Source organism: Paenibacillus sp. J31R34 (genome assembly GCF_059383715.1).
On record NZ_JBXENU010000003.1, the window covers coordinates 92,622 to 117,148 of the forward strand.

17 protein-coding genes and 1 riboswitch are annotated in these 24,527 nt (G+C 49.5%); of the genes, 13 read left to right on the forward strand and 4 right to left on the reverse strand.

What is annotated here, in order from left to right:
• Positions 1-398 precede the first annotated feature (398 nt).
• Complete coding sequence (locus tag AC50YG_RS09815) at positions 399-2,030, forward strand: hypothetical protein (RefSeq protein ID WP_494826507.1); 1,632 nt, start codon at positions 399-401, stop codon at positions 2,028-2,030.
• Between the two features lie 2 nt (positions 2,031-2,032).
• Here AC50YG_RS09815 and AC50YG_RS09820 read toward each other — a convergent pair whose 3' ends face one another.
• Positions 2,033-2,422, reverse strand: coding sequence for a VOC family protein (locus AC50YG_RS09820; protein ID WP_473759793.1), 390 nt, complete (start codon positions 2,420-2,422; stop codon positions 2,033-2,035).
• A gap of 297 nt (positions 2,423-2,719) precedes the next feature.
• Between AC50YG_RS09820 and AC50YG_RS09825 the strand changes: the two genes are divergently transcribed.
• From AC50YG_RS09825 to AC50YG_RS09850, 6 genes are read left to right on the forward strand one after another with little or no spacing between them, the layout of a single operon-like run.
• Positions 2,720-4,885 carry an HAD-IIIC family phosphatase gene (locus AC50YG_RS09825; RefSeq protein WP_494827152.1) on the forward strand — a complete coding sequence of 722 codons (2,166 nt, stop codon included), beginning with the start codon at positions 2,720-2,722 and terminating at the stop codon, positions 4,883-4,885.
• Positions 4,886-4,893: 8 nt separating this feature from the next.
• A complete protein-coding gene (locus AC50YG_RS09830; RefSeq protein WP_494826509.1) occupies positions 4,894-6,222 on the forward strand; it encodes a glycosyltransferase family 4 protein in 1,329 nt (442 codons plus the stop codon).
• Complete coding sequence (locus tag AC50YG_RS09835; protein WP_494826511.1) at positions 6,219-11,801, forward strand: non-ribosomal peptide synthetase/MFS transporter; 5,583 nt, start codon at positions 6,219-6,221, stop codon at positions 11,799-11,801. Before AC50YG_RS09830 ends, AC50YG_RS09835 begins: the two co-directional genes overlap by 4 nt.
• Positions 11,791-12,657, forward strand: coding sequence for a hypothetical protein (locus AC50YG_RS09840; protein ID WP_494826512.1), 867 nt, complete (start codon positions 11,791-11,793; stop codon positions 12,655-12,657). Before AC50YG_RS09835 ends, AC50YG_RS09840 begins: the two co-directional genes overlap by 11 nt.
• A 51-nt stretch (positions 12,658-12,708) precedes the next feature.
• Positions 12,709-13,893: a GHMP family kinase ATP-binding protein gene (locus AC50YG_RS09845; protein ID WP_494826514.1), complete on the forward strand. Its 1,185-nt coding sequence runs from the start codon at positions 12,709-12,711 to the stop codon at positions 13,891-13,893.
• 27 nt (positions 13,894-13,920) lie between these two features.
• Positions 13,921-14,661: a nucleotidyltransferase family protein gene (locus AC50YG_RS09850; protein ID WP_494826516.1), complete on the forward strand. Its 741-nt coding sequence runs from the start codon at positions 13,921-13,923 to the stop codon at positions 14,659-14,661.
• Positions 14,662-14,999: 338 nt separating this feature from the next.
• Here the strand turns inward: AC50YG_RS09850 and AC50YG_RS09855 are convergent, their stop codons facing one another.
• The 3 genes from AC50YG_RS09855 to AC50YG_RS09865 form a co-directional block, all read right to left on the reverse strand.
• Entirely contained in the window at positions 15,000-16,103 is a 1,104-nt protein-coding gene (locus AC50YG_RS09855) for an NADH:flavin oxidoreductase (RefSeq protein ID WP_494826518.1), read from the reverse strand.
• Positions 16,104-16,189: 86 nt separating this feature from the next.
• Complete coding sequence (locus AC50YG_RS09860; RefSeq protein ID WP_341282115.1) at positions 16,190-16,501, reverse strand: ArsR/SmtB family transcription factor; 312 nt, start codon at positions 16,499-16,501, stop codon at positions 16,190-16,192.
• 261 nt (positions 16,502-16,762) lie between these two features.
• Positions 16,763-17,881, reverse strand: coding sequence for an NADH-dependent flavin oxidoreductase (locus tag AC50YG_RS09865; RefSeq protein WP_494826520.1), 1,119 nt, complete (start codon positions 17,879-17,881; stop codon positions 16,763-16,765).
• Positions 17,882-18,010: 129 nt separating this feature from the next.
• A riboswitch (cobalamin riboswitch) is annotated at positions 18,011-18,208 on the forward strand.
• Between the two features lie 168 nt (positions 18,209-18,376).
• On the opposite strand from AC50YG_RS09865, the gene AC50YG_RS09870 reads away from it, so the two are divergent.
• Genes AC50YG_RS09870 through AC50YG_RS09895 form a run of 6 tightly spaced genes read left to right on the forward strand, consistent with a single transcriptional unit; the run spans position 18,377 to position 24,350 of the window.
• Positions 18,377-20,005: an ABC transporter substrate-binding protein gene (locus AC50YG_RS09870; protein WP_494826521.1), complete on the forward strand. Its 1,629-nt coding sequence runs from the start codon at positions 18,377-18,379 to the stop codon at positions 20,003-20,005.
• Position 20,006: 1 nt separating this feature from the next.
• Positions 20,007-20,948 carry a nickel ABC transporter permease gene (nikB, locus tag AC50YG_RS09875; RefSeq protein ID WP_494826523.1) on the forward strand — a complete coding sequence of 314 codons (942 nt, stop codon included), beginning with the start codon at positions 20,007-20,009 and terminating at the stop codon, positions 20,946-20,948.
• Positions 20,945-21,763 (forward strand): ABC transporter permease, encoded by an 819-nt coding sequence (locus tag AC50YG_RS09880; protein WP_494826525.1) that lies wholly within the window; start codon positions 20,945-20,947, stop codon positions 21,761-21,763. The genes nikB and AC50YG_RS09880 overlap by 4 nt, the downstream gene beginning before the upstream one ends.
• Before the next feature lie 8 nt (positions 21,764-21,771).
• On the forward strand, positions 21,772-22,836 hold the full coding sequence (locus tag AC50YG_RS09885) for an ABC transporter ATP-binding protein (RefSeq protein ID WP_494826527.1): 1,065 nt from the start codon (positions 21,772-21,774) through the stop codon (positions 22,834-22,836).
• The gene (locus AC50YG_RS09890) at positions 22,829-23,599 is read left to right on the forward strand and encodes an ATP-binding cassette domain-containing protein (protein ID WP_494826529.1); all 771 of its coding nucleotides are present in this window, start codon (positions 22,829-22,831) and stop codon (positions 23,597-23,599) included. Before AC50YG_RS09885 ends, AC50YG_RS09890 begins: the two co-directional genes overlap by 8 nt.
• 49 nt (positions 23,600-23,648) lie before the next feature.
• On the forward strand, positions 23,649-24,350 hold the full coding sequence (locus AC50YG_RS09895) for a class I SAM-dependent methyltransferase (RefSeq protein WP_494826531.1): 702 nt from the start codon (positions 23,649-23,651) through the stop codon (positions 24,348-24,350).
• Positions 24,351-24,527 lie beyond the last annotated feature (177 nt).

Sequence of the window (24,527 nt, forward strand, 5' to 3'; positions counted from 1 at the left end):
TAACTAAAAATATAAAAATGTAAATAAAAATGTAATTTTATAAGTTTTTATGGGAACTACATTCGGTTATGAGTAAGTGACGTGCAAAATGAATGAGAAAAGTCGATAATATCCCCCCTCCTCACGGAGAGGCGGAGGGCATTCCCAAGACTAATTTTGAAATTAATTTTCATTCCAATAATCTATTTTGAAAAGAAAGGTTAGTTGAATAAATCGACGGATGTCTAGGGCTTTATTGATTTTTCTTTATCGTATTTTAAACACTCTATTCCATAACAGATTCTGGATAAAGTGTGGTATATTAGCTATGAATCTGCTAAACAAGCTGTTGACCATAGAGAGAATTTATGTGGAGATCGAAGCTTTATACCGGAAATCCAAGAGGATGGTGTATATCGGTGGTAAAGAGTACGAGGGATCAGCAGCGATTGAACACGGTCATAACATTTGCAGACCATGTGCTTAAGGAGGGAAGGGGCCGCAGCGGATGGGAGGCTAGCCCGTTGTTCGCAGACGGAATTGACGTCAGGACGAAGGAGCCTGTCACATGGCGGTTTCCCGGAGGGCGCGAGGCGGTCATGTCCAATTTGGCGAGCCAGCAAAACCTTTTTCGCACCTTTGTTGGGCTGTCGAGGCTTACAGGCGATGAGCAGTATGAAAATGCTGCTAAATTAGCGATCAAATTTCACTTTGACCATCTTCAAAGCCAGTGCGGCCTGCTGCAATGGGGCGGGCACCGGCTGATTGATTTGAAAACGCTGCAGGTTGCCGGAGCAGAGGAAAAAAACGGAATGGTGCATGAGCTGAAAAACCATTTTCCGTATTATGAACTCATGTACGAGGTTGACCCTGCAGCTACCATCCACTACATTAGAGCGTTATGGAATGCACATGTTTTCAATTGGAGCACCCTCGAAATTAGCAGGCACGGCAGCTTTGGCTTGAAAAGCAGCAGGCTGTGGGCACACGAATTCCGTGATGCGGAGCCTTTTTCAGAGGTTAGTGGGCTGTCTTTTCTGAACGCGGGAAATGATCTAATCTATGCGGCAGGGATGCTGTACAAGCTGGCGGGCGAGAAGGGAGCCCTGCTCTGGCTGAAGAGGCTTGCCCGCCAATATAACAAGGCGAGAAATATGGATACAGGCTTAGGTGCCTACCAATTCAATCAAGCGAGAAAAGTGTATCATACGAATGACGACAGCAATACGCATTCCCGCTTCGGGGACAGGGCTGGGCGGCAATTCGGTCCCGAGTTTGGAGGCGCAGCTCTAGAAGGCAAAATGCTGTTGGAAGCGCAGGCCTCTACCGTCTATTATGAAAATACATTGATGCAGCTTCAGCTTGTGAGCACGATTGGGGAAGTCGTAAAGGAGCTGGCACAATGGTCAAGGCAAGGGCTCGGCGCTTTTTTGAAATACGGCTACCTTTCTGAAAAGAATGCATTTAAGCCGATGCTCACCGACGGTACGGATTTATCGGGATACGTCCTTAAACGGGACGGCTATTATGGAGATAAGGGCGCCATCATCGGCCAGTTTCCCGCTACTAGCAAGTTTTTGCTTTCTTATGTAAGGACATTTATACAAACGGGCGACGAAAGCCTATGGGAAGCGGCAAGAAGCATCGCTAAAGGGAATGGACTCGGCGATATAGGGCGCGAGCCTGGCGTGGATGCTGATCTGGATTTCAAGGCGCCATGCGACGATGCAAGAGCGCTTTATGCAATGCTTGATGTTTATTCGAAATTCGGACATTCGCAATACTTGGAGATGGCTAGAAGAATAGGCGATAATATCGTCAGCAGAAAATTTCATTTCGGCTATTTCCTGCCGGCAAGCAACTGCAAGTATGCGAATTTTGATGCAGCCGAGCCGCTTGCCCTTCTTGCACTGCATGCTGCAATTGAGGCAAAGCAGCACTGTGTTCCAGCATTTATCGACGGGAAGGGATTTTTTCATGCCAATATGCAAGCTGTGGATGGCGCCATCAAGACATGGAAGTCCCCCCAGCTGTACAAGGAAACGATCTGAGCTTATTCCTCGACCAATTCTATAATGCCTACATTATTTTTGAACAAAAATACGACCTTCTTATTGCCGATAGCCGGAGCCTCCAAAGCCTCGGCTATGACTATGTAGCCCAGCTTCTTCAATTGATCGGTCTTCTCCGAGAGATTCGCCGTTTCATAACAGAAATGGTAGGGTGTGCTGCCAACTTTTTTTAACAGATTTTTAACCGGGGAACTGTCATTAAGCGGACAAACCAGCTCCACTAAATAGGTACCGCTTTTAATAAATTGGATGACTATATTCCGTTGTTCATCCTGACATTTTTCACCATCCACTTCGTATCCAAGGGCAATAAACTCCTGTAATGCCTTATCTATATCCTCTACTACGTACCCTACATGATGGACCTTCATATGATTCCACTCCTACTTCAGTTTATTTTCCATATTCATCCTATTCATCAATATACAAAGGCTTATGGGTCTCATAGCCCACTTCACAAATATAATATAATCCTCTAGTGTCAAATAAACAAGATAATTGACATCATCGACAAGAAAAGGGAATTCATTGACAACGATTCGACGATAGTCTACGATAAAATTGACTTTGTTGTAAAAAATTATAAACTCCCAGATGTAGCGGCTAAAAGCTAGAGAAGGCTGTAAAAATGCTATCCTATTCTAAGCAAGGGGAGAAGTTTCGTGAATATGACCAGTCGTGATTTAAATCTCGTATTTTCGGCAACGTTTACAGCGGAACCAGTTAGAAGGTCTCTAGTATTTTGGTTGGAGAAGCTAGGAATAAACGCTGCCATTCAATATGAGAATCAGGTGTTCAAACAGCTGCTCGATCCTTACAGCGCTATGCGCCAAAACAACGGGATCAACGTCATACTCATTCGTTTTGATGATTGGTTCAGGGTTGAGGATGGTTTGGAAACGGAGATTAGGAAGGATGCTTTATTACAATCCAAAGTCGACCGAAATATCGTTGATCTGCTGAATGCCGTGAAAACATCCGTCGAAACCACATCAGCCATTCATATCGTGTGTATTTGCCCTCCTTCGCCACTAATGGAATGGAGCACCGAAACGGCTTGCGATTATAGGGAAATAGAGAACCGATTATATCAAGGACTTCAAGGATTGAATGGGATTGTGCCAGTTGCTTCCTCAGAAATTCTGGAACTATACCCCGTAGCAGATTACTATGATTTCCATTCGGATAAAATGGGCCATATTCCGTACAAACAGATCTTTTTTGATGCGCTCGGTACGGTCATTGCCAGAAAAATCTATTCGGCCACAAGCTTGCCTTATAAAGTAATCGTGCTGGATTGCGACCAGACGCTGTGGAAGGGCATTTGCGGCGAGGACGGAGTGGATGGGATTGAAGTGGACCCATACCGGAAGCAGCTGCAGGCGTTTATGCTGGAGCAGCAGCGCTTAGGGATGCTTTTATGTCTTTGCAGCAAAAATAATGAAAGCGATATCATAGAGGCGCTGAAGCGTCCCGATATGCTGATCAAGCCCGAACATATCGCGGCTTCCAGAATCAACTGGGAGCGCAAATCAGATAATTTGGAAGCATTGGCTAGAGAACTGAATCTGGGCCTCGACAGCTTCATCTTTATTGACGACAACCCTGTCGAATGTATGGAGGTTAAAACGCGCTGTCCTCAAGTTCTGACATTATGCTTGCCTGAAAATGACGAGGACATCCCACTTTACTTAAGCAACATTTGGGCATTTGACCGTATAAACACGACTGCTACAGATGAGAGCCGTACGGAATTGGTTAAGCAAAATACGGAGCGGAATAAGTTCCAGCAGGAAATGCTGTCCTACGAAGCTTTTATTAGCGGACTGGAGCTAAGCGTCAGCATTTCTCCGCTAGGTGATGCAGAGCTGGCAAGAGCCGCTCAATTGACTCAAAGGGTGAATCAATTTAACTTTACTACGATTAGGCACTCTGAAGCGGAGCTTAAAAGGATAGGCAGCGAAGCGAATGTGAGCTGCTTTACCGTAGCTGCCAGTGATAGGTTTGGAGATTATGGAATAGTAGGTTTGGTTGTATGCCGCGAGCAGGGTTCGAAGCTCATCGTGGACAGCTTCCTTCTTAGCTGCAGAGCTTTAGGCAAAGGAATAGAGTATACCATGCTTGCGAAACTTGGCGAATTGGCGGCGGACAAAGGTCTGGGCCAAGTGGACGTTGTTTTTGTTCCAACCTCCAAGAACCAGCCTGCCGCGCAGTTTTTAGACTTAATAGGAGCACAGAACGTAACAGCCTCCGCTGAAAACAAAGTGTATGCGTTCACGGCTGCGTTTGCGAGAGCAATAGACTTTACGGCCTACCTGGAACAAGCCGGCCACATACGTGAGGAGGTTCATGCAGCCGCACAGCAGACGGCAAGCGGTGCTGATCCGGTCATTTTAGATGTGCTGGACGATATTGGAAGGCATATGAATACGTCGAGAAGCATACACGCCAAAGTGGAGGCGGCCTCGCAAGGCAAGACTGGCGAGCGGGCGGAGTATGTAGCTCCAAGGAATGAATTCGAGAAAAGAATATTGAACATTTGGGAAGATGTTTTAGTCATTGAGCAAATCGGAGTAATGGATAATTTGTTTGAGGTGGGCGGCGAATCCATTAAAGCGATTCAGATTTTGTCCAGAATTCGAGAGGAATTTGAAGTGGATTTGCCAATGACGGTACTGTTCGAAGGGTCACTTACAATCGCAGGGCTTGCCGAGGCTGTCGAAACCAGCTTGCTCAGCAGCTTTGATGAAGACTCGATTGCGGAACAATTAGCGGCCTTGGAAAACCTGACGGAAGAAGAAATCGAGCAGCTGCTTCGGGAAGAGAGCGAGTGAGGCAGGGTATGAAGCTGTTACTAGCTCAAAATGCATCCTACTATCCTGCACTGGGTGGAGCCAATAAATCTAACCGAACGCTTATGGAAGCATTAAGCCGCTTAGGGCACGAGTGCCGTGTCGTTTCTACAGCCTTGGTCAATAGTGCCTCAGAACAAGACCCGCGGGGTGCTGGTGAGATTGAGGTCATATCCTCAAGTCCCGAAGTGTCCGTCTTCCATCTTAAAGGTGTTGCTGTTCATGCTGTGAAGGTGCGAGCAGCCATGGACAGCGCAAGGCTGAAAAATTATTTGATCAGGCAAATAAAGGACTTTGCTCCCGACAGAATTCTAATTTCTACGGAGGATGTGGGGCATGTACTGCTGGAGGCGGCTGTAAACCATGCAGCTTCGAGAGTCGTCTACCTTGCCAGAACAACCCTCTATCTGCCCTTTGGGCCGGATTGTTTTATAGAGGCGCCTGATAAGACGGAGCTGCTGCGCAAAGCGGCAGCCATTGTCGTCGTTGGCGATTATCTCAAGGACTATATGTGGCAGTGGGCCAAGCTCAAAGCAGAGGTGCTGCCCATTTCTTTATTTGGCGACGGTCCTTTTCCGGACTATGGAAATTTCGAAAAGGGCTATGTGGCCATGGTGAATCCATGCGCTTACAAGGGGATATCGATTTTTCTAGAGCTGGCGCGCTCCTTTCCTGAACTGTCATTTGCCGCCATTCCGACATGGGGTACAACCTCCGATGATATGAAAGCGCTGAGGGAGCTCAAAAACGTTCGTATTTTTGATCCAGTGGACGATATGAACAAGCTTTTCTGCCAAACCCGTGTTATGCTCGTTCCTTCCTTGTGGGCTGAAGCCAAATCAAGGACGATCGTTGAGGCTATGCTGCGAGGCATCCCTGTTCTGGCAAGTGACGTTGGGGGAAATCCAGAAGCCAAGCTGGGAGTAGAGTATGTGCTTCCGGTAAATCCGATTAAGGGCTACAAACAGGCCGTTGATGAACGCAGCTTGCCCGTATCGGACATACCAGAGCAGCCTATGCAGCCGTGGCAGGAGGCACTCGGACGTTTACTGAGTGAAAGGGAGCATTATGAGGATGTATCAAGGCGTTCAAGAGAAGCGGCACTGGATTATGTAGAAAATAGGGGAGGAAGCAGGCGGGTTGAAGCATATTTGCTGGATTTGCAGGCTGCAGCGGAAAATATGCCGCAAGATGTCCTAGTCCCTGCTGCTAAAGAGAGTACCGTTGCCCAAATGACCGATAAGCTTACTCCTGCGCAGAAGGCGCTGCTTGCCTTAAGGTTAAATAAAAAAAATCAAAGCCGGGGTAATGGCCAATGAGTAAAGAATTGGATAACAACGCGGTTGCAGAAAAATGGAGCGGACTTTCGGACAAGCAGAAGGCATTGCTGGCTCTGAGGATGAAAAAACAAGGGGCAGAGCAGCCCGCGCAAAGCTTGAAGATCACCCGGCTGGAAAGAACTGGTGAAGACCGCTTTATGGCCTCCTATGCGCAGAAGCGCTTCTGGTTTCTGGATCAATGGCATACGAACAAGGCCGCCTATAATACCCATCTTGTTTCCAAGCTGGTGGGCAGGGTGGACTTGAATGCGCTTAAGCAAACCTTCGATGCGATTGTGAACAGGCATGAGATATTGCAGATGGTTTATCGTAATCGCGAGCATGAGGTTGAGTGCAGCCGTCATTCCAATCCGGTTGTTACGATAGGAGAGAAATCGGTAAAGGCGTTCACCAGAAAGCAGCTGGAAGAGAAAGTCGAGGACTTTGTTCACGAAGAGGTACACAATCCGTTTGATTTGGCTAACGATCTGCCAATAAGGGTGACGCTGCTATCTGTTTCAAAAAAAGAGCATTACCTCATTATCGTCGTCCACCACATCGTGTCGGATATGTGGTCCTTGCGTGTGATGAACAAGGAAATTGAATGTTTTTACAATGCCTTTGCCAGAGGCCAGCAGCCGGAGCTTCCGGAGCTTCCCGTTCAGTATATGGATTATGCGGTATGGCAAAGGAATCTATTAGAGGGAAAAGTTACAGAGAGACAGACCCAGTACTGGAAGGAACAATTGGCGGGAGCTCCTCCGTGTCTGCCATTGATGACGGATTTTCCCCGTCCAGATGTACAAACCTATAATGGGAAGGTTCATAAATTTATTATTCCAGAAGGCATGGCAGGCAAAATTCAGACGCTTGCAAGTGAAGAAGCGATAACCCCATTTGTTTTTTCATTAACGGCTTTTGCTATTTTACTTAACCGTTATACCCAAGCGGATGATATCGTCATAGGTTCTCCGGTTGCGGGGCGTACCCATAAAGAGGTTGAAGACCTGATGGGCTTGTTCATTAATACGCTGGCGATCAGAGTTCGTTTGGAAGGCAATCCCCGGATCAGGGAGCTGCTGCAAACGGTTAAAAAAACCGTTATGGGCGCCGTGGCAAACCAGGAGCTTCCTTTTGAGAAGCTTGTGGAGGAATTGCAGATTGAGCGTGATTTGAGCTATTCTCCCGTTTTTCAGGCGATGTTTAATTTTCAAAGCATAGAGAAAACAGCCCTGCAGCTTGCCGAGCTGGAAGTCAGTCCTTTTTTGCGCAGCAACAATACGACAAAGTTTGATTTGAATCTGGCCGTCAAGTACATTGAAGGCGAAATGACCTGCTTCTTGACCTACAACACCGATCTATTCCTTCCCGAAACGATTCAGCGCATGGCAGGCCATTACATGGAGATCATTTCCTCTATGGCCGAAAGCTTTAGCTTAAAGGCTCATGAAATAGAGACGCTTACCCCACTAGAAAAACAAACACTGCTCTCAGAATGGAGCTTTTCCGAATACATGAATCATCCTGATGTTCCGTATGTTCACAAGCTTTTCGAGGAGCAGGTGCAGAAAAGTCCAGCTGCTATTGTTGCTGCTTGCCAAGGCAGGTCTTACACATACGAGGAGCTTAATCAAAGAGCCAATAAGCTTGCGCACTATTTATCCGCTAAAGGAGTTGGCCCTGAAAAACGTGTAGCCCTATTTGCCGAGCGTTCGCTTGAAACGGTAGTGGGCATTCTTGGTATTTTGAAAGCAGGCGGAGCCTACGTTCCAATAGATCCTCTGTTTCCTGTCGAACGTATCAAGTACATACTGGAGGATGCCTCCATTGCTATTGTAGTTGCCGAAGCGCATTTAGCGGTTTCCTTAGGCGATACTGCAACGGCGGAATGGGTGTATCTCGACGCTGACTGGCCTGCCATCGCAGAGCAGAGCAGTGACAATATGGCGGTGCCGCTGCAGCCTTCCAATCTGATTTACATCATTTATACATCAGGCTCTACAGGCAAGCCGAAGGGTGTTGCGGTAGAGCATGGGAATTTTCTGAATTACTATTTCGGCGTAATGCAGCGGCTGGATGTCGAGCCAGGCCTTAAATACGCGATTGCTTCCACCTTTGCCGCCGACCTCGCCACTATTAATGTATGGGCAGCATTAAACACGGGCGGACAGCTTCATATTTTGACCTATGACCAATCCGTCGACTCTCAGCAATATGCCAAATATTTCAGGGAGCACGGAATCGATGTCATTAAAATGGTTCCAAGCCATTTCAAGGCGCTGCGGGAACGGGCGAACCTGCGCGATATTATTCCGAATAAACGGCTTATCCTTGCTGGCGAGCCCTCCTATTGGGACATGATTGATGACATCAGGGCGGCTAAGCCTGAGACGGAGATCCAAATTCATTATGGACCGACCGAAACGACGGTGTCCATGCTGACGTATACCGTAACCGAAAAAAGGCCCGCTCAGCATACGTCGGTGCTGCCGCTGGGGCGTCCGCTGCCTAATGTTTCTATCTATGTGCTGGATGATAAAATGCAGCTGGCGCCTATAGGAGTTCCCGGGGAGCTATTCATTGGCGGGCCGGGAGTTGCCAGAGAGTATTTAGGCAGACCGGAATTAAACGCAGAAAAGTTTATTCCAAATCCGTTCGACGAGGAAAATGGCGGACGGCTTTATCGAACCGGAGATATTGTGCGTTATTTGGAAAACGGCATTATTGAGTTTTTGAGCAGAGTCGACGAACAGGTGAAAATCCGGGGTTTTCGAATCGAGCTAGGTGAAATCCAATCATCGCTGCTCGAATACCCCGGCATCAAGGATGCTTTTGTGACCGTTCATGAAGATGCTGGCGGCGAAAAGAAGATCGCTGCCTACTATGTGCCAGGCGGCTCCCAGCCGGTTAACCTATCCGCACTGCGGAACAGTCTGAAGGAGAAGCTTCCGGGCTACATGGTTCCTGCGGTATTTATGGAGCTGGATAAAATGCCCTTGAACGCAAATGGCAAGGTGGAACGCAGCGCTCTGCCTGCTCCGAATGCCGTAGAAGCAGCCTCTGAAAGCGACTATGAAGCGCCGCGGGACGAATTGGAAGCGAGGATGGCTGCTGTCTGGTCCGAGGTTTTGAACATCGAGAGAATAGGGATTAACGATGATTTTTTCAGTCTGGGAGGAGACTCCTTCAAGGCGGTCCAAGTCGTGCGGGGAATTGATCATGCGTTGAGCATTATCGACCTTTTCAAATATCCGTCGATTGGGGAGCTGTCTGCTATCGTTTCGCAGGGCAGTACGGACAGCGGGGACGTCCTTCACCGACTTTCGAGGGGTGGGAATGCCGCTGAGGAGATTGCCATCGTGTGTGTTCCCTTTGCTGGCGGGAGCGCGATTTCCTATCAGCCGCTGGCCGATGCGCTGGCGGATCATTATGCCCTTTATGCGGTTCAAGTTCCCGGACATGATTTCAGCAATAAGGATGAAGTCCTTGAGCCTTTGGAAGAAGTAGCAAGGCGCTGTGTACAGGAAATAAAGGACAAGGTTGCTGCTCCATCCATCGTTGTTTATGGGCATTGTCTTGGTGGCGCTCTGGCGATTGAAATAGCGAGGCTCCTGGAGCAAGAGAATATGAACCTGTCTGGCGTCGTTATGGGAGGAAATTTTCCTGTGTCCCAGCTGCCGGGCAAGCTGTTCAAGCTTTGGAATAAGCTATTGCCACGGGACCGCCGCATTTCGAACCGTGCCTATATGGATATGCTCCGCTCTTTGGGCGGCTTCAGCGAGACGCTGTCAGGAGAGGAGCGGGATTTTATTATCCGCAGCCTTAGGCATGACCGCCGTGAAAGCGAGCGTTATTACTCTGATCGGTATGCCGATGCCAAGCATGCAAAATTAAAGGCGCCTCTGCTTTGCATAGTCGGCGAACGGGACAGAACGACCGAGTTTTACGAGGAGCAGTATAAGGATTGGGAGTTTTTCAGCAGCCATGTGGATTTAGACCTGATCCCGAATGCAGGACATTATTTCTTCAAGCACCAGTCCCATGACGTAGCTGATTGTATTGAGAATGGCCTTGAAGCGTGGCAGCAGCAGAAGGCGAACGAGGCGAACGAGGAGAAACAGGGGAACCAGGAAAGTCAGAAGCAAAATAACCGGGAGACGGCAGCATCGCCGGAAGTGCTCCCGAATTTGCGAACGCTTTTCATCTTCGTTTTTGGGCAGTTTATTTCCATGATGGGCTCCAGCTTAACGGGTTTTGCGATGGGGCTATGGGTTTATAGCCATTCAGGCGCCATTATGGATTTTGCCGCAACGCTGGTGTTCCACCGCCTGCCGGGTATCTTAATGCTTCCTTTTGCAGGTGTTCTGGCGGACAAAAAGGATCGCAGGCATATTCTAATCTGGAGCAATGTATGTTCTGCGCTTGTAACGATTATGATCGCCTTGTTCTTCTACAGTAACGCGCTAGAGACGTGGCATATATATGTCGCGGTGGCGGCATTATCCATTGCAAATGCCTTTCAGCGTCCCGCCTATTTGGCGGCAGTTGCCCAAATTGCGCCCAAGCGCTATCTCGGACAAGCCAATGGAATTGTGCAGCTGGCTACCTCTTCGAGCGAAGTGCTTGCGCCGCTGCTGGGGGGCGTTCTGGTGATGACACTTGAGCTGCCGGGCATTCTTCTCATCGACTTTCTATCCTTCGTTTTTGCTATATCGACTTTGCTCTTTATAAGGTTTCCAAATTCCTTATTCCGCAAAATTGAAGAGCCATTTTGGACTCAAATGGCCGGAGGCTGGAATTTCATAAGGAAGCGCAAAAGCTTCGTAGCCTTGATTTTGTTTTTTATGATTTCCAATTTGATGCTGGGGATGGCCAACGTCCTCATTACTCCGCTCGTTCTAACCTTTGGATCTACCGTCGTACTCGGAATGGTGACCTCAGCTATTGGCATAGGGGGACTCGCAGGCGGGGTGGCTATGGGGCTGTGGGGCGGTACCCGCAGAAGAGCGGAGGGCATGATTGGTTTTAGCTTGCTTATCGGTCTTTCCTACATCGTAATGGGGCTTACGCCAATAACTTGGCTGGTCATGGCGGGAGTATTTGTTTACGGCGTCTCGCTGTCGATGACAAATGCCCACTGGCAGACATTGATCCAATCCAAGGTGCGGGCCGAACTGCTGGCAAGGGTATTTTCGATCAATCAGCTATTCGCTTTGCCTACCATTCCGCTGGGCTACTATATTGGCGGACTGCTGTCGGACAAAGTATTCAAACCGCTGTTTGTCGATCATCCAGAGCTTGTTAAGAGCCTGGGCTGGATTGTAGGCACGGGGCCAACACGGGGAATAGGCCTGCTGTTTATTTTAATCGGCTTATTTATGGCGGCCTGGAGCTTCCTTGGGCTAAGGTACAATCCACTCCGCTATATGGATGATATTTTACCTGATGCCATTCCGGGGCCGCTGTTTATAAGGGATAAGGATCGCATTCAGCAGGAGGAAGACCGGGAACTGGAGCGGATAAACAAGCAGCTGGCGAGTAAGAACGTTTTTAGCAGGGGGAAAAGCTATGATATTTAATGTAATGACCGTATTGAACAGTGATTATTTTGACTTTGGAAAGCTGTTTGTCAATTCCTTTTATGACAATGTCGATTTAAGCCGTGTCCATAAGCTTTACGTTTATGATACCGGACTTTCCGAGGACGATAAAAAATATTTGTCCGTTTTTCCGCAGATGGAAATCGTATCAACCGAGCTGAATACGAAGCATGTGCTGCTTCACGATGAGGACTGGCGCAAAAATGTATACTCGAAAACCGCTTTTTTGCTGCAGGTCATTGAAAAGGATTCACTGCCTACCGTCATGATCGATTCAGATTGCCTGTTCCTTTCTGATTTTACCCGCTTGATACCGGAAAATGCTGATTTTGTCGCCTGCCGCCGTGAAGAGCAGGAAGCCTTTTGTGAATATATCGCGTCCTTCTTTGTGATTAATTCCATCGAGAAAGCCCCTTCTTTTATACGGGAATGGCGAGAGGAAATGTATTATGGGACGGAAAATCATAAGGAAAGCCCGGCATTATCACGCTTAATCAATAAGGGCGGCTATCAGGTCTATGCGATCAAGGAGGATCTGGTGTCCTACACGGGTACTGAATTGACGGCGGATATAACCATCGCACACATGAAGTCGACCAGAGGATTGCGAACGGTAGAGCAGCGAGTTAACCAGCCGCATTTGAAAGCGTATAAGGAAAAGTATTTGACGGATATTCCTATTGCTGTGGTTGGGAAAGCACTTTCAGCGATGTTTCTGGAAACCGCCTCGGAGGCTGCACTGGAGCAAAGCTCCGGTAAAGATCGTCCCTCCGCTTTGGACAACCTTTCGCCAGAGAAAAGGGCACTGCTTCTAAAAAGGCTGAAAAAGGGCTGATTGCCCCTATGTATGACATACGTTGCCTTCACAAAAAGAGGGGTGTACGAAATGGAGCATTTGGAACAACGGTTAAAGCTCAAATATCCTCAATTGCAGCATACGGTTAAAACGATTAAATCGCCGCTTCGTTTTTGTCCCTTCGGGGCCCATGTTGATCATCAAGCTGGAATGGTAGCCGGAATGACGCTGGATATTTCTGTGGATATGGTTTATGTTCAGAACGAAGAGGAGTATATAAGGGTTCAAAGCTTGGATTTCCCCGACGAGGAGTATTTTCATCTGGAACAGGTTCCGGCGATGGTGCCGGGATTTTGGGGCAATTATTTAAGAGGGGCCGTTATGGCCCTAAGAAAGAACCATATATTAAAGCACGGTATTTATGCCTTAGTTAGAGGCAAGCATCCTATTGGCGGCTTGAGCTCTTCGGCAGCGGTAACGACCGCCTATCTTCTGGCTCTTTGCGATGTGAACGGGATTAAACTCCCGCAGCTTGAGCTCATTAACTACAGCCACTGGGTAGAGAACCATTTTATCGGGCTGAATAATGGCATACTGGATCAGTCAATCAATATTTTAAGCCGTGAAGGCTATTTGACCGTGATGGATACCAAAACCAAAAGCTATGAGCTGATCAAAAGACCGCAAGCGATGCCGGAATTTGAAGTCGTGATTGTTTATTCTGGTGTGAGCAAGGCATTGATTGGGACCGATTATAACAACCGTGTAGATGAATGCAAGGTGGCCGCATGGCTTTTGCACGAGATGGCTGGCTTGCCTATGAAAAACCTGAAAGGCACCCAGCTCCGAGATATCGAGTATGAGGTTTACCAAGAGTATAAGTCAGGCTTGCAAGGCAGATTTCAGAAGAGGGCGGAGCATTTTTTTACCGAAAATGAACGGGTTAAGCAAGGCGCCGAGGCGTGGAAGCAGGGGGACCTGCAAAAATTCGGCAGCCTGATGCTTGAATCGGGGGAAAGCTCCATTCATAATTATGAATGTGGCTGTCCAGAGCTGATCAGCATTTTCCATATCCTTAAGCATACACAAGGCGTATATGGAGCCAGGTTCAGCGGAGCGGGCTACAGAGGCTGCTGTATTGGTCTGGTGGACCCGGCGTATAAGGAGCAAATCAAAGCCGCCATTGATGCACAATATCCAAAGCAGCATCCGGCGTATAAGGATTTGTATCAAGTGTGCTTTAGCAAAACCGATGATGGCGCGCGAATCATATAACTGGGGTTAGAAGCGAGGGAAATACGAATGAAGGCAATTATTTTAGCAGCGGGTTATGCAACTCGCCTCTATCCTTTGACAAAGGACTTTCCAAAACCTCTTCTGGAGGTTGGAGGGAAAGCGATCATGGACCATATTATGGAGAAAATCGAAAGGGTTAGCTTGATTGACGAGATTTTTATTGTGACCAATGCCCGTTTTTATAGCCACTTTGTAGACTGGGCGAGCCAATCAGATTATTTCAAGCCGATTAAAGTCATTGATGATCGGACGACAAGCAATGAGAACCGCTTAGGGGCTATTGCCGACTTGCAGTTTGTCTTGGAACAGGAAAAGCTCGGCGATGAGCTTCTGGTCATGGCTGGCGACAATTTGTTTGATTTTGAACTAGCCGAAATGATTCGTTTCTATCAAAGGGCGAGTACGGATACGATTGCAGCCCACGAGATAGAGGACATCGATTTTCTTAGGCGCACAGGTGTTATCCAAATCGATGCTAAGGGTAGAGTCATAGATTTTGAGGAAAAGCCGGCACAGCCTAAATCCAGGTTGGCCTGTCCTCCCTTTTATATTTACCAGCAGTCAACACTCCCTTTAATCAAGCAGTATTTGGCAGAGGGCAATAACCCTGACGCACCGGGCAACTTTGTTCCTTGGCTGATCCAGCATAAGGAGGTTCACGCCTACAAGTTTGAAGGGAAGCGCTTTGATATTGGGACATTGGAGAGCTATCACGAGGCGAGGGAGCTATTCGCAAAGCAGAGTTAATTGGTAAAATGGCTGGGGTGTGTATGCAAGCGGGAGTCGCACTGCCACTTCTATTTGGAGGACTGAGGTTCCGCTATTTTGACTTTTGAATCGATTTCAGGCCGTTGGCGGACAGGAGATCCGTTATGACCTTCATCTTCCCGTTAAAATGGCTATTGGCGGGACAATAGCGGCTCCTGTGTCCGGGGCCTATGCCATAACCCGTGATTCAGTAGAAATAGCGGCTGCTGTGTCCGGCAAGTCCATCTTTATGGAAGTAGAAACATTAAAATCCCCAGCTCCTCCAATCCGTGAAAAAGGAGGAGCTGGGGATTTATTATGTTGCGAATAATCGATTCTTAATGAAGGGTCTGCAGAGCAGCAGGCGTAAACGGAATTAATTCATCCTGTCTTCCGCCTTGGACTTTATCTGCCCACGCAGGATCGACGAGCAGGGCGCGGCCAACAGCTACAAGATCAAATTCGCCCGTATCCAGGCGTGAAGCAAGATCATCCACATTAGCGTTTTCTGCGCCTTTGCCTTCGGTAAAGAGGCTCATGAAGTCGCCGTCCAAGCCTACGGAGCCAACGGTAATCGTTGGTTTGCCGGTAAGCTTTTTCGTCCAGCCTGCAAAGTTGAGCTCCGAGCCTTCAAATTCCGGCTCCCAGAAGCGGCGGGTCGAGCAGTGGAAAATATCTACGCCAGCTTCTACAAGCGGAGCAAGAAACTGTCCCAATTCCTCAGGAGTGCTCGCAAGCTTAGCTGTGTACTCGGACGATTTCCACTGCGAGAGGCGAATAATAATCGGGAAATCAGGTCCCACAGCTTGGCGGCAAGCTTCAATAATCTCGACCGCAAAACGTGTTCTCGACAGCATATCGCCACCGTAACGATCCGTCCGTTTATTCGTTTTCTCCCAGAAAAATTGGTCGATCAAATAGCCGTGCGCGCCATGGAGCTCAATGCCGTCAAAGCCAATTCGTTTCGCATCGGCTGCTGCTTGTGCGTAAGCTGCAACAAGGTCTTTAATTTCGGCTTCGGTCAAAGGCTCATTAACGACATCGCCCTCTGCAGTAATACCGGAAGGGCCGATCGGCAGTGCTTCTGGGTTCGGATGGGAGCCAACCTTGCGCGTTGTGCCAACATGCCAAATCTGTGGAACGATTTTGCCGCCAGCTGCATGAACAGCCTCGACGACCTTCGCCCAGCCATTTAATGCCGCTTCGCCATGAAAGTTAGGAATGTTTGGATTATCGGTGGCAGCCGGATGGTTAATCAGCGTGCCCTCTGTCACAATTAAGCCAACGCCATTTTCGGCGCGGCGTCTATAGTAGGCGACAACATCTTCACCAGGAACGCCATTTGGAGAAAAACCGCGGGTCATAGGTGCCATTACGACACGGTTAGGCAGGGAAAGTGGACCAGCAGAGAATGGCTTGAACAACGATTGAATGGAACTCATGAATAAAATACCTCCTAATCGAATGGAAAATCTATAATTCTATAAAAATAGATATAAAAGCATGAAATGAACAGGCATAAGCAAGGTTATAGCTCATCCTGAATCATTTCTTTGAAAAGCCGAATGTTAGCTTCATTGCGTCTGTAATAAGTGTGCTGTCCGATCCGCTTCGACTCCAGCAAGCCTGCTTTATGCATTTTCACTAAATAGCCGGATATAACGGATTGCGCAAGGCCCGATTTTTCAGCAAACGAACCAACGCAGACGCCTCCAGCAAACTGACAAGCATCGGTTAGATGGCATTGAGGCCCGAAATGCTCCTCAGGTGTTTTCAGCCATTTTAAAATATGGTACCGTTTCTCGTTAGACACAGCTTTAAGTATTGATAAAGTATCCATGAGGATTAGTATATCTACTTTTATAGAAATGTCAAATTGTTATTTTGTAAAACAGAAAGGAGCAGGCAGCCAGTTGAGCGAGAAAAAGAATGGCTCCAACTCATGAAAGATGAGCCGGAGCCATTATTATAAATATAGGAAAAGATATCGTAACGCGATCCTTTCCTATATTTCTCGGGTTGAAACGGGCCGCGCCGCCAAAGGACGGCGCGGCCCGTTTCACCTTGTGCCTATTTGTGATCGATAGGGTGGACTTTGCAATTATTCCGTTATCGGAAACCAGCCTGGCGCATGCGTAATGGCTCCCCACAAGCCATTCGGGATGACAAGACGCTCCTGATCCTGCTTGGACAGCGTAGTCACAATATCCTGCTCGTTACCTTGCTTGATTTTCTCCGTCCAATCCGGGTCGATAATGAGCTCGCGGCCTAGGGCGATGAACGGCACGCCGGAGTTTTTCGCTTGCAGAGCCTCTTCGGCAGTTGTGATGCCGCCAACTCCGATGAATGGAATGTGCTCGCTGTATTTTTCGACGAACCAGGCCATGCGGCTTTGCGAATCCTGTTCACCTCTGCGCGGCTTCGACCAGAAATCATTAAGCGACACATGCAAATAATCCAGCTTCTGCTCGATTAGAGCGTTAACCAGATGGTACGAATGCTCCATTGTCAAGCCTTCCTCTTCAGGCTCCTCAGGCGAGAAGCGATAGCCCACCAGAAATGGCTGTGGCGCTATAGCTGCGGCTTTCTGAACGGCTTCAACGACGTAGAGCGGGAAAGCCATCCGTTTATGGAGCGAGCCGCCCCAATCGTCGGTACGTACATTGGAAGCAGGGGAGTAGAATTGCTGCAGCAGATAGCCGTTGGCACCGTGAATTTCTACGCCGTCAAAACCAGCCTCAATTGCTCGGCGGGTCGCTTCGCCAAAGTCGGCGATAATCGCTTTGATTTCATCCTCGGTTAGCTCGCGTGGTACAATACCGCCTTCTTGCTGGGCAATGCTGCTGGCGCTCACCAAATCATCATTCGGCACTAGGCCAGGAAAGCAGGATCTTCCGCCATGAAAAATTTGCAAAATCGCCTTCGCGCCGCGGCTTTTAATCGCATCAGCCAGACGCTTGAGGCTTGGGATCATTTCGTCGGTATCCGCGCCAAATTCGCCCGGGAAGCCTTTGCCGTTGCGGCTTACGTAGACGCATGCTGTAACGACGATGCCGGGCCCCGCACTGCGACGGCTGTAGTAGGCGAGCTCCTCATCAGGCACTGTACCGTCCGGATTGGACGAGCAGGTTGTCATTGGCGCCATTACAATACGATTATGTACAGACATGCCATTCGTGAAAGTGAATGGTTCAAATAAAGGCTGAAATTGTGGTTTCATCAGTCGTTCCCTCCAGTTACGAAATGCTATCTACTTTATTTTATATCAGAAAATAAACAAAGGAAAGCGGAGTGGAAAGGTTGCTTAAATGAAAGGGCTGGTATATAATCAACCAGATTTGCAAACAACTGAAAAATTGTGGGAATAAGGTGCGACAGCTGCGGCTGGAGCTTAAAAGGGAAGTTCGGTGCAAAACCGACGCGGTCCCGCCACTGTTACGGATTAGCTGAAGCTACAAGGCCACTGATCTCGCTTAGCGAGAATGGGAAGGCAGCTTGCAGCATTATTTCCGGTAGCCAGGAGACCTGCCTGTTCTGACAACACTGCTGTAACCTACGGAGAATAGGGAAGTGTTAGCGCGCATGCTTATTTGCTATGATGGAAAATAACAATAACAGGCAGCTCTATCCTTCCTATGACTGGAGGCAGAGCTGTCTTTTTTTTGCGGATTTTTACAGGAAGATGATTTTACTAGAGGGAGAGGAAATAGAGAAGATGAAACGTACACAAACGGCAAGAAATAAAAAAAGAATGGGTGTTTTATTCAGCCTCTGCTTGCTGCTGGCGCTGATGGGCTGCAGTGGTGCCAATGGCTCCAATGAACCGAGCAGCAATAATGGGCTGTCGCAGCAGTCTGCTGCTCCTTCCGCCGCTGCGGATGCTGCTTCTGAAGAAATCGTGCTGGCTGCGCCGCGGGATTTAGCACCAGGACCACAAGATGCTTATTACACGAGCACTATTCTATACGTATGGGAGCCGCTAATTGCTGCTTCTGAGGATGGAAAGCCTGCTCCAAAGCTGGCGGAAGCGTGGGAAATGTCCGCTGATGGCAAGGAATGGACCTTCATGCTGCGCAAAGGCGTGACGTTCCACGATGGTGCGCCATTCAACGCGGACGCGGCGCTTGCAAATTTTGCCCGTTACAAGCAGGTGAGCCCGAAAAGCTCGCCGTTCTATACGCTCGACATCAACAATTCATACCCAAGCCTTCAGGAAGTCGTGAAGGTTGATGATAGCACGATTAAGCTTGTTTTCGAAAATCCGCAGCCGACGCTGCTGTATTCAATGATCAACTTCTCAAGTCCGATGTACAGCCCGAATAATTTTGACGACAACGGCGATTTCAACGGCCTGCCGCAAGGGACAGGGCCTTTCAAGCTTGTGCAGCATGAGAAGGATCAATTTTCTCTACTAGAAGCTTACGACGGCTATTATGGCGAAAAAGCAAAAGCTCAAAAAATCCGCGTCCGCGTCATACCGGATCCTGATACAAGGCTGGCTGCCCTGAAATCTGGCGAGATTTTGGGCGTCATGGATTTGGGAGCTATTCCTCCTGCCCTTGCCGAGGAGCTGCTGAAGGATGACCGCTTTGCTGTTTCGACGGCAAAATCGACGATTTCTCACTATCTGCATCCGAACGGTGCCAAAGCGCCCTTCAATGATGTGAAAATGCGTCAGGCGCTGAGCCTGATCATTGACCGCGAGCAGCTGGTGAAGGAGCTGTATTTGGGTTATCCGACCGCTACAGCCAACATTCTAAATTCGACCTCGCCGTTTTACAAGGACATTCCTGCCATTCATGATTCGGAAAAGGCAATTGCTCTGGCGCATGAGGTGCTTGGCGATAGCAGGCAGGCGGTTACGCTAATTGTGCCAACCTATGGGCTTGACCGTTATCCGTATAAAGCGCAGGCCGAGCTGCTTCAGGCTGTGCTTCAACAATTGCAGCTGGACGTTACGATTCAAATATTGGATGGCGCAGCTTACAAGGAAGCACAGGCACAAGGAAACTTCGATTTGGCTTTGGCCATTCAGGGGCTGCCGAACGGCGATCCTTATTCGATTTTAAACAATTATATGGCTAGCGAAGGCTCAAGCAATAAAAGCTATACGCTCGGTTACAGCAATGCCCGTGTGGATGAGCTGTTGAATCAGGTGAAGACGACGCTGAATATGGATGATCGCGCTGCGATTTATAACGAGCTGCAGGATATTGCAGCCGAGGATTTGCCGACGATTCCGCTGTTTAATGATGCGAGCTTAATTGCGTTCAGCAAAGAAATTACCGGATACGGGGCACTTGTGTATGGTACAACGCTGCCGCAGCTGGAGCGGGTACAATAAGATGGCCTATTTCATTCGGAGGTTGGCGGCGGCTGTTCCCGTCCTGATCGGCATTACGTTTATAGCCTTTGCATTAAGCGTCGCCTCTCCGGGTGATCCGGCTGTCGAGCTGCTCAGCATGAACGGCTTCAGCCAGCCGACCGAAGAGCAAATTGCTTTGAAACGGGAAGAGATGGGGCTGAATGATCCGCTGCTCGTTCAATATGGACATTGGTTATCAAAGGCGGTACAAGGTGATTTGGGAACGTCATATATGACGAAGGAATCGGTTAGCGGCGAGCTGCTGCGCCGCCTTCCTGCAACCTTAAGCCTATCTTTGTTAGCTGTATTGTTCGCCATTCTGCTTGGCGTGCCATGCGGCATGCTCATGGCGATTCGGCGCAATCGGCTGTTTGATCATATCGGCAGGGCGCTTGCGCTGATTTTGGTTTCCATTCCCGGATTTTGGCTGGCGATCATGCTCATGGCCTTATGGTCGGAGAAGCTGCAGTTGCTCCCAACCAGCGGCTATGGGACATGGAAGCATCTGCTTATGCCAGCCGCGGTGCTTGCTTCCGGTACAGGCGCCATATTGATGCGGCTAACGCGTGCGGCGCTGCTGGAGGAGCTGAATAAAGATTATATGCTGACGGCCCGGGCTAAGGGGCTGCGTGAGAGCTTCATTGTGCTTCGGCATGCGCTGCGCAATGCTTGTATTCCGCTGCTCACGGTCATCGGCAGCTATTTTGGAGCGATTGTTGGCGGCTCCGTCATCGTGGAAGTTATTTTCGCGGTGCCAGGCATCGGACGCTTTGCGATGGACGGTATTTTTCGCAGAGATTATCCGGTCATTCAGGGCTATGTCGTATTTACCGGTCTCATTTACGTCCTGTTCAATTTGGCAACGGATTTATGCTATGGGCTTGCTCATCCGCAAATCAGGCTGGGAGGGAAGCTTCGATGAAGATATCCTATAGGTTGGCTGCAGGCGTGCTTGCCTTTTTTCTGATTGCCAGCTTGCTGGCACCGCTGCTTGCTCCCTATGACCCGAATCAGATTAATATGGCGGAAAGGCTTACACCGTTATCCGCTGCACATTGGCTAGGAACAGACACGCTGGGTCGGGATGTGCTGAGCCGCATTTTATATGGCGGAAGGGTGTCGATCTTGCTGGCGGTAGCTGTTACGCTCGCTACAATGCTAGTCGGCCTGCTGCTCGGAACCATAAGCGGTTATGCTGGCGGTTGGATCGATGAAGCCATACAAATTGTGGTTAGCATTTTTCAAGGACTGCCGGGTCTTGCGCTTATGCTGGCCATTGCAGGTACGCTCGGTCCCGGTGTGAAAAGCCTGTTTATCGCGCTTCTCTTCACCTCATGGGCAGATTTTTCCCGGGTCGTGCGCGGCGAGGTTATGAAAATACGCGAAGAAAGCTACGTGGAAGGCATCCGTGCTTTAGGGGCGGGCCATGCGTACATAATCAGCAAGCATATGCTTCCGAATTTATTGGGGCCGCTTATTGTATTGTTCACGATTCGGATTGGGCGAGTGATTCTATCTATCGCCTCGCTTAGCTTTCTCGGTCTAGGCTTGCAGCCGCCAGCGGCAGATTGGGGAGTGATGGTGAACGATGCCCGGCCATATTTTCGCAGCTATCCACATCTAATGTTCGCACCCGGACTCTGTATAGCCGCTGTATCCCTATGCATCAATTGGCTGGGTGATGGTCTTCGCGATAAGCTGGATACACGGACGGAGAAAGAGCATTCACTGCTGTAGGAGGAATGATGTTGACCGATACGCTTATGGTAATCAAGCAGCTTAATGCTTCCTTTCAGACAAGGGAAGGGCTTGTGCAGGCGGTTGAAGGGGCAACGCTTGAGCTGAAGCGGGGCCGCATTTTTGGACTGATTGGCGAGACGGGCAGCGGCAAGTCGGTGCTAGGTCTATCACTGGTGAGGCTGATTCCCGCACATGCTTCCGTCAGTGGAAGCATTCTGTATAAAGGCCGAGATTTGCTGCAGCTGAGCCCAAAAGAAATGAGGCAAATACGGGGAAGGGAAATCGCCCTCATTCCGCAAAATCCTGCAAGCTCTCTCAATCCAGTTCTGACGCTTGGCAGCCAGCTTCGCGAGGCGATTCGCACTTATGGCGGGAGAGCGGGGAACAAGCAGGTCAACGCTGAGGCGGCTGGTTTGCTGCATGCGATGAATATGCCGGATGCGGAGCAGCAGCTGCGGCGCTACCCCTTTCAGCTAAGCGGCGGAATGAAGCAGCGTGTGCTGGCGGCAATGGGACTTGCCGGAAGCCCGTCATTGCTTATTGCCGATGAGCCGACGAAAGGGCTCGATGCTCTAATCCGCATCCAGGTGACGGAAATGCTGGCAAATATGGCACGGCGCACAGGCGCGGCGCTGCTGCTCATCACGCATGATCTGGATGTAGCGCGGGTGCTTTGCGACGAAGTGGGCGTCATGTATGCCGGTCAAATCATTGAGCAGGGGCCAGCGAAGGAGCTGTTTGCACAGCCGATGCATCCTTATACGCGCGGATTAATCGCATCGATGCCTAGCAGAGGCATGATTCCGATAGCTGGAACAGCGCCGAGCTTGACGGATAGGCCTGCTGGCTGCAAGTTTTATGATCGCTGTGCTTCAGCGATGCCACGCTGCGAAGCCGAGCAGCCTGATTTTTACAAGGCAGCTCACACCAACATAACGAATAAGCCAGTTGACCAAGTAGGCGGCATGGCTGAGGGTCAGCAAGCAGCCGCCCAGCCTACAGCTGCCTTGCCTACAGCCGTCCCGCAAGCAGTCTCCCAGCACAAAGCGAGGTGTTTTCTTTATGCTTGAAATGATTGAGCTGCACAAACGCTATCGGAGCAACTGGCTAACAGGCAGAGGCCATCAGGCGGTGGAGCCAGCAACCTTTCAAATTGCTGAAGGTGAGTCGCTGGGGCTGGTCGGGGAGAGCGGCAGCGGCAAGTCGACACTTGCGCGTCTGCTGCTAAAGCTGATTTCGGCTGATGGCGGCCGTATTTTATATAAAGGAACCGATATTAGCGGGTATTCCATGAAGCAGATGAGGCCGCTGCGCCGGGAGCTGCAAATCATGTTTCAGCATCCGCACTCCGCGCTTAATCCTCGGCGGACGCTGCTGGATAGTCTGCTTGAGCCGGTGCTGCTGCATCGACTAATGAATAAGGCAGCAGCCATGGAAAAGGCACTTGAGCTAATAGACGTTGTCGGGCTGAGGGCGGAGGTGCTGACGCGGTATCCACATCAGGTAAGCGGCGGCCAAATACAGCGAATCGTCATTGCTCGAGCCTTGATGCTGGACCCAAAGTTTCTTGTACTGGATGAGCCTACGTCGATGCTTGACGTTTCTGTACAGGCGCAGGTCATCCAGCTGCTCCAGCGCATTCGCAAGGAATTTGGGCTGACTTATTTGTTTATTTCGCATGATTTGGAGCTGGTGCGGCATATGTGCGATCGAATCGGGGTTATGAAAGAGGGACGTATCGTTGAGCTTGACGAGAGCGAGTGTATAATGGAGCGCCCGCAGCATCCTTATACACAGCAGCTGGTGAATGCTTTTCAAGCCTTCAAGCGGTAGGTAATACAGCTTAAGCCAGACTCTGCAAAAGAAAAGGAGCATGTATTAAATGATGAAATGGTACAGCGAAGTCGGCTTGACGCCAGCTGCCTACTGGACGCTGGCTTGGGAACAGGCAGCCCAAAGCGACTCCCGCGTCAGCAACGATGCCGAGGAGGAAAGCTACTGGCAGCAGCATGCGCCTGTCTATGATGAACGCAATCCGCTTGCGCCGTATACGGCGGAACTGATGGGCAGCGTTATCGCAAGCTTACGGGCCGACGATGAACTCATTGAAGTGGGGCCTGGCACAGGCGGATTTACGCAGCTGCTTGCTCCACATGTCGGCAAGCTTACCGTCGTGGAGCCTTCGGCGGCGATGTATGCAATACTAGCAAAAAATTGGGAGCAGTCTGGTTTGGCTCAAGCCGTGCCGGAGGCGATACGAACGAAGTGGGAAGAGGCATCGGGGCTCACTTGTGATGTGCTGTTCAGCGCCAATGCATTTTACCGGATTCGCGACATGAAGGAGAGCCTTGCCCAGATGAGCCATGCTGCCGGCAGGCGCGTCTATCTTGTACAGTCGATCGGGGTGCCTTTTGCCCATCCGCTGCGGGCTATGCATGGCGGAAAGCAGCTGGAACGCAGCCGCGCACAGGTGATTTGCGACATTTTGCAGGAAATGGCGATTTCCCATCAAATGGACACTTTTGCTGTGCAGCGCAAAAGCGGGGCAGTTCATAATGTGGCCCTGATTTCCTGGGATACATAGCGTACCGGACCTTACCGGACATTACGCACTGTACATAAGAGCATGCCTTGATAGAGCAGCAGCATGAAAGCGGATATCGCTAGCATCTGCTGCTTTTTGTTTTACGCAAATTCATCTATTCCCTTTTGCATCCCAGTACTTGTCGATGCCTTGCCACTCAGAGTATAGTAATAACTT